The organism is Candidatus Obscuribacterales bacterium (genome assembly GCA_036703605.1).
Taxonomy (GTDB): Bacteria; Cyanobacteriota; Cyanobacteriia; order RECH01; family RECH01; genus RECH01.
Window position 1 is genome coordinate 1 of the sequence record DATNRH010000582.1, and the last position, 5,337, is coordinate 5,337.

Genomic DNA, 5,337 nt, shown 5'->3' on the forward strand with positions numbered 1-5,337 from the left:
CATGCACTTCTTGAGAATACTCAGCACCGGAAAACAAATTAGAGAGATCAATGCCAACTCTAGTCATGGGTGTTCCTCAATTCTTCACAAATTTGCTTCACGATCGGATCAAAATCGGCACAGGCAGGGTGACCAGGACGATACATCTGCAGGGGTTGTCCCTTGGCGCTGGCATTCTTGAATTCTGATGAAAATCGAATGGGGGAAAAGCAGCGGATATTCAGTTTTTCAAGCTGTGGGGCAAGCTGTCCTAGGATATTGCGGTGAATCGCTAACCGCTGATCATATTGGTTGGGGACAAACCCCAAGAGCTTCGGTTCAGGACTCAAGCGCAGGCGGCGGAAATTGCCATAAAACCACTCCAGCAATTTGCCAGCTCCATCAGCTGACTTAGGCTCCACCTGCATGGGGACGAGTAGATGGGTACAGGCCGACAGGGCGATGAGTGGCAATGGACCTAGGGTGGCTGGACAGTCAAAAATAATCACATCCTGCGGTAAGGGATAGTCTTGCAGGCGATCGCCTAGGAGGTAAGCACCGCGCTCATGAAGCACAAGTTCACTGGTAGTTTTCACCAGTCCCATTTCTCCCTGGCATGCCATGACGGTATCTAGCTTGTCATGCCAAATCGGCACAAGGGGCCAGTCGCCAGAAAAGCCCTCCTGCAAAACTGCCGCGATGGTGTCTTGAATTCGAGGGCGGGATAGTCCACAAAATAGACTGACCGATCCCTGGGGATCAAGATCCATCAGTGCAACCTTGAAACCCTGACGCCCTAGCAAGTAGGCAAGATGGGTGGCGAGGGTAGTTTTACCGCTGCCTCCAGCATTGGAAAGTAGTGCTAATCGAAGTTGCATACGAAATGAGATGTCACCAATTATGTAAACAACAATGGGTCATAAGAGACAAAACACACCTGAATTGACTAAATGCTGCTCCATGGAGGTGAGGTTCAGGCAGATGCGCTCTCGGATCACGTTTCTAGAGAAGGGTCTAAAGACACATTGGGAAGCAATAGCAGCTAGTTCCAACGGTTAACAGAAAGATGTCCACGATGCGTCGCTGAGGAAGACGACAGAAACAGCTTATGCAGACAGCGTCGATCCATCGCAAACAGCACCCAGGCATCCATGAGTTGGGAATTCATGAAGGCTAGGCATGATAGAAACCCATAGAATCGAGAGAATCGAGCAGATGCGATCGCGTTTGTTGTGAAAACTGCAGCCAATTTGAATACTTGATAGGTACCTAGGTCATTGTGGAATAACGTTATCCCACAGGTGTACTGCTTAACTCTGGTGCTAGAACCCTTTTTTGCCTAGAACTCGTCGTAGACTAACGTTATTCTACAGGTGTACTGCTCAACTCTGATGCTAGCACTCTTGTTTTGCCTAGAACTTGATGTGGAATAACGTTATTCCACAGGTCAGCAGCCCCGACCGCTTTTTTAGTTCATCGTCCTCAATCCAGTCCATTGGACAGAGCAGATGTGGAATAACGTTATTCCACACTAGTCCAGCCTATTCGACAGAGCAGATGTGGAATAATGTTATCCCACATTCACAGGATATGGAACATCCGTTCCTGGAAATATCAAAAAATTGTCAAAATCTACCGTTAAATAGCTCTGAAAAAAATCCGCAGCACATCCTCAATCCGCTCACCCCAAGATTCCTCTGTATGCTGCCCCCATGGATCTTCTACCACAAATAAATCTTTCTGCTCGCGATAGCCAAAGCTATGCACAAGGAGATCCCGCATTTCCCGACCTCGGGCTGTGGCTCTCTCCTCAATCCAAGCATTATGGTCGCCACCATCCCGCACCAGCCCCCAGTCAAGATAGATCCGCAGGCGGCGATCGCGCAGGGTTGGCTCAGCTTCAAAAAGCAGTGAAGAAGAAGCCATCTCACCAAAGAAATGGTCATCGACACCCGCTAAAAATGGCTCTGTTGCTGAATCTAGACCGACCCAAAAGGATGGTGAAAAAGCAGCCACGTTGCCAAACTGCTGGGGATATTTGGCCGCCGTATAGAAAGCAGCTAACCCACCATGGCTGGCTCCAGCGATCAGGGTGCTGGCTGGGTCGGATTGCGTACGGTAGTTAGTATCCACAAAATCTTTGACCGATTGCGCTAGGTAGGCAGCATAGTCACCTAGCCCTCCCCATTCGCGCTGCCACATGGGTGCATGGGTATATTCATAGTCTCGGCGCGTAGGGCAGACAGCTACCACAATCAGACGCTGAATTTGATGGCTTAAGTAAAGCCGGGTTAGGGTCTTGCCCAGGTGCCAACATTTGCCGTAGGCTCCACCCGGAAAAAAGATCGTATCGCCGTCGTTGAGATACAGCACCGGATAGGAGCGATCGCTCACCGGATAGTCTCGCGGCAAGAATATATGGAGCTTTCGGGGTGTAGGAATCGGCCCATCAACCTGAAAGTGTTCATAGGTGTGGAAAAATCCACCCCAAAATCCAGGGTCATGGAGCCACCCCTCTTGTCCTCCTCGCACGAATGATTCTGCCATAATCTTGAAAAAGTAAGGGGCGATCGCAAAGCAGGAACAGATCACGGATACACCTTGTGGGGAGAGGTAGCCATCTCCCAGGCGATCAACAGTTATCGTAAGTCCTTTGCATGGAATAGGTTGGAATCTAAGGTGGTTCATACATAAGCTGCCTATGCATAAGAAGCCTATACATGTGTAGCTGCATAGACAGGTTACACAATAGATAGGCTACACAATAGACAAGCTACCCATCAGATTCTTCACCTCAGTATAGAAGGTTCCTACACCGTCTCAATTGTACGGTGATGCAGGATGGCTACGCCGGTTGATCATCGCTAGTGGCTAGCTGATCTTAGCTATACCGAGCTAGCCCGTGCCGCAAGCTATGGAGTTCTGCCTAACCTCTCCTCTCTTGAAGCATTCATGTCATGATCATGAGTAGATGAGCATTCATACTGCCCACTAAACGCAGTAACTCGAACACAGTAACTCGAACACAGTATTAGTTGAGGACAGCCCATGGTTGCAAGTGCTGATAAGTCTGTTGATTTAGCCAAGCTAGATGTGGAATCGCTATGGCATCCCCTAGCCCAGCACCAGCAGTTTCCCCAGACACCTCCCAAGTGCATCAAAAAAGGGATCGGCAGCCGTATCACTGATACAACTGGACAAGAGTATTTAGATGGTATTGCCGGATTATGGTGTGTCAACGTGGGCTATGGTCGGCAGGAGCTGGCCCAAGTCGCCTATGATCAAATGCTCGATCTAGCCTACTATCCTCTCACCATGAGCCATGAGCCGGGCATCATGCTAGCTCATAAGCTCCTCGATTTATTGGGCTATGAGGGCAAGGTTTTTTTCGCCACAAGTGGATCGGAGGCCAATGAAACAGCCTTCAAAATTGCTCGCCAGTATCACGCTCAAACGGCTAAGCCTGGAGCCGGGCCGCGCTATAAAATCATCTCTCGCTATCGGGGCTACCATGGACACACGATGGGAGCCCTCAGCGCCACCGCCCAGGCCGAACGTAAACTCAAGTTTGAGCCCTTAGTCCCCGGCTTCCTCCACGTCAGCCCACCCTACTTCTATCGCCATGGAGAAGGGCGATCGCTTGAGGATTACACCCATAGCCTGATCCAAGAGCTGAGCTATACGCTGCAGTATGAGGGCGCAGATAGTATCGCCGCGATTATTGTTGAGCCCATTATTTCCGGCGGTGGGGTGATTGTGCCGCCAGCCGATTACTTGCGTCGGGTGCGCCAGTTGTGTGACCAGTACGGTATTTTGCTGATCTACGATGAGGTGGTTAACGGCTTTGGACGCACCGGCAAAATGTTTGGCTATCAGCATTGGGGTGTCGAGCCTGACATCATTAACTTTGCCAAAGGCATTACCAGCGGCTACATGCCCCTAGCCGCCACCGTCGTCAAGCAGCATATTTTTGAAGCCTTTTTGGATGCCCCTGGTACCGACTCCCATTTTCGTCATATCAGCACCTATGGTGGCAGTCCAGTCTGTGCAGCGGTGGCCAATCGCAATATTGAAATCATTGAGCGGGAGGGTCTAGCCGATCGGGCTGCTGAGGTTGGCGACTACCTACAGTCTCGCCTGAAAGAATCGCTGAATTACCCGATTGTGGGAGAGGTGCGCGGTCAGGGATTACTCATTGGCATTGAGCTGGTTGCCGATCCAGACACGAAAGAACCCTTAGAGAGCGATCGCATGGCGGCAATTCTGCGCTATTGCCTAGAGCATCACGTAATTATTGGGCGCAATACGAATACGATTCCTGGGTTTACCAACGTGTTAATTTTGGCTCCCCCCTTGGTTCTCAGCAAGGATGAGGCTGATGAACTGGTCTGCGTGCTATCGGAAGCGATCGCCCTAGTCTCTAGTTCATAGATGCTGGTCTGTGGGTTATCGGGAGAGCGCACATCGCAGCACTCACTTGGGGAAAGCGCCAACTCAGTTGGGACAACGGCAATCGATCAACCCAGAAGTTCAATCGAAGGCGATCGCCCAAGATTTTGAGAAGAAAGGGCAGCCGTGGAGGATCCCATACAGCCTGCTTTGCCCGAAATGGGAAGCACTAAAAAAGGGCGAAGAGATGAACCTCCTCGCCCTTTTTGATTCTGAGAGCTACATGGTGAAGATGTGCTCTAGCGCTTGAGACGTCAGCTATTAACCAACAAAAGCTGCCCGTGGTTCAGATACACCAGCAGAGGTTGTGCCCTTGAGATAGGCCAACATGGTGTCAGCATCAGATACTTCGAACGGATCGATCGGACAGTTATCTTCGAAATGAGGCTCAATGAAGATCTTTTCAATCTTGCCGTCATTGACCAACATCGAGTAGCGCCAAGACCGTTGACCAAAGCCCAAGTTCGACTTATCTACCAACATGCCCATCTTGCGCGTAAATTCGCCATTGCCATCCGGCAGCAAGAACACGTTTTGCGCGCCCTGTTGCTTGCCCCACTGGAACATGACAAACGCATCATTCACGGAGATACATACGATTTGGTCAATACCTTGGGCCTTAAACTCGTCGTAGAGTTCTTCGTAGCGAGGCAGGTGGTTAGACGAACAGGTAGGCGTGAATGCTCCAGGCAAGGAGAACACGACAACTCGCTTGCCGCTGAAGATGTCGCTGGTGGTTAGATCTTGCCAGCGATATGGGTTGGGGCCGTCAACGGACTCATCACGGACACGAGTCTTAAACACTACATCAGGCACACGTTCAATAACTGCCATAGATAACCTCTATTTCTGCTAATTGCTCTACATTTAGTAGCTCTTAGATCATCCCAGGGATTCCCGTTGTGTAGA

4 protein-coding genes are annotated in these 5,337 nt (G+C 50.3%); 1 reads left to right on the forward strand and 3 read right to left on the reverse strand.

Going from position 1 to position 5,337, the window contains the following annotated elements:
- Positions 1-59: 59 nt before the first annotated feature.
- A complete protein-coding gene (locus V6D20_12320; GenBank protein HEY9816564.1) occupies positions 60-857 on the reverse strand; it encodes a ParA family protein in 798 nt (265 codons plus the stop codon).
- 760 nt (positions 858-1,617) lie between these two features.
- Entirely contained in the window at positions 1,618-2,526 is a 909-nt protein-coding gene (locus V6D20_12325; GenBank protein HEY9816565.1) for an alpha/beta hydrolase-fold protein, read from the reverse strand.
- Positions 2,527-3,027: 501 nt separating this feature from the next.
- Between V6D20_12325 and V6D20_12330 the strand changes: the two genes are divergently transcribed.
- Positions 3,028-4,410, forward strand: a complete 1,383-nt coding sequence (locus V6D20_12330; protein ID HEY9816566.1) for an aminotransferase — start codon at positions 3,028-3,030, stop codon at positions 4,408-4,410.
- 279 nt (positions 4,411-4,689) lie between these two features.
- Here V6D20_12330 and V6D20_12335 read toward each other — a convergent pair whose 3' ends face one another.
- Positions 4,690-5,262: a peroxiredoxin gene (locus V6D20_12335; GenBank protein HEY9816567.1), complete on the reverse strand. Its 573-nt coding sequence runs from the start codon at positions 5,260-5,262 to the stop codon at positions 4,690-4,692.
- Positions 5,263-5,337: the final 75 nt, after the last annotated feature.

Excerpts from the sequence above, each read along its gene's own strand:
- V6D20_12320 (HEY9816564.1), bottom strand. The coding sequence starts at position 857 with ATGCAACTTCGATTAGCACTACTTTCCAATGCTGGAGGCAGCGGTAAA.
- V6D20_12325 (HEY9816565.1), bottom strand. The coding sequence starts at position 2,526 with ATGGCAGAATCATTCGTGCGAGGAGGACAAGAGGGGTGGCTCCATGAC.
- V6D20_12330 (HEY9816566.1), top strand. The coding sequence starts at position 3,028 with ATGGTTGCAAGTGCTGATAAGTCTGTTGATTTAGCCAAGCTAGATGTG.
- V6D20_12335 (HEY9816567.1), bottom strand. The coding sequence starts at position 5,262 with ATGGCAGTTATTGAACGTGTGCCTGATGTAGTGTTTAAGACTCGTGTC.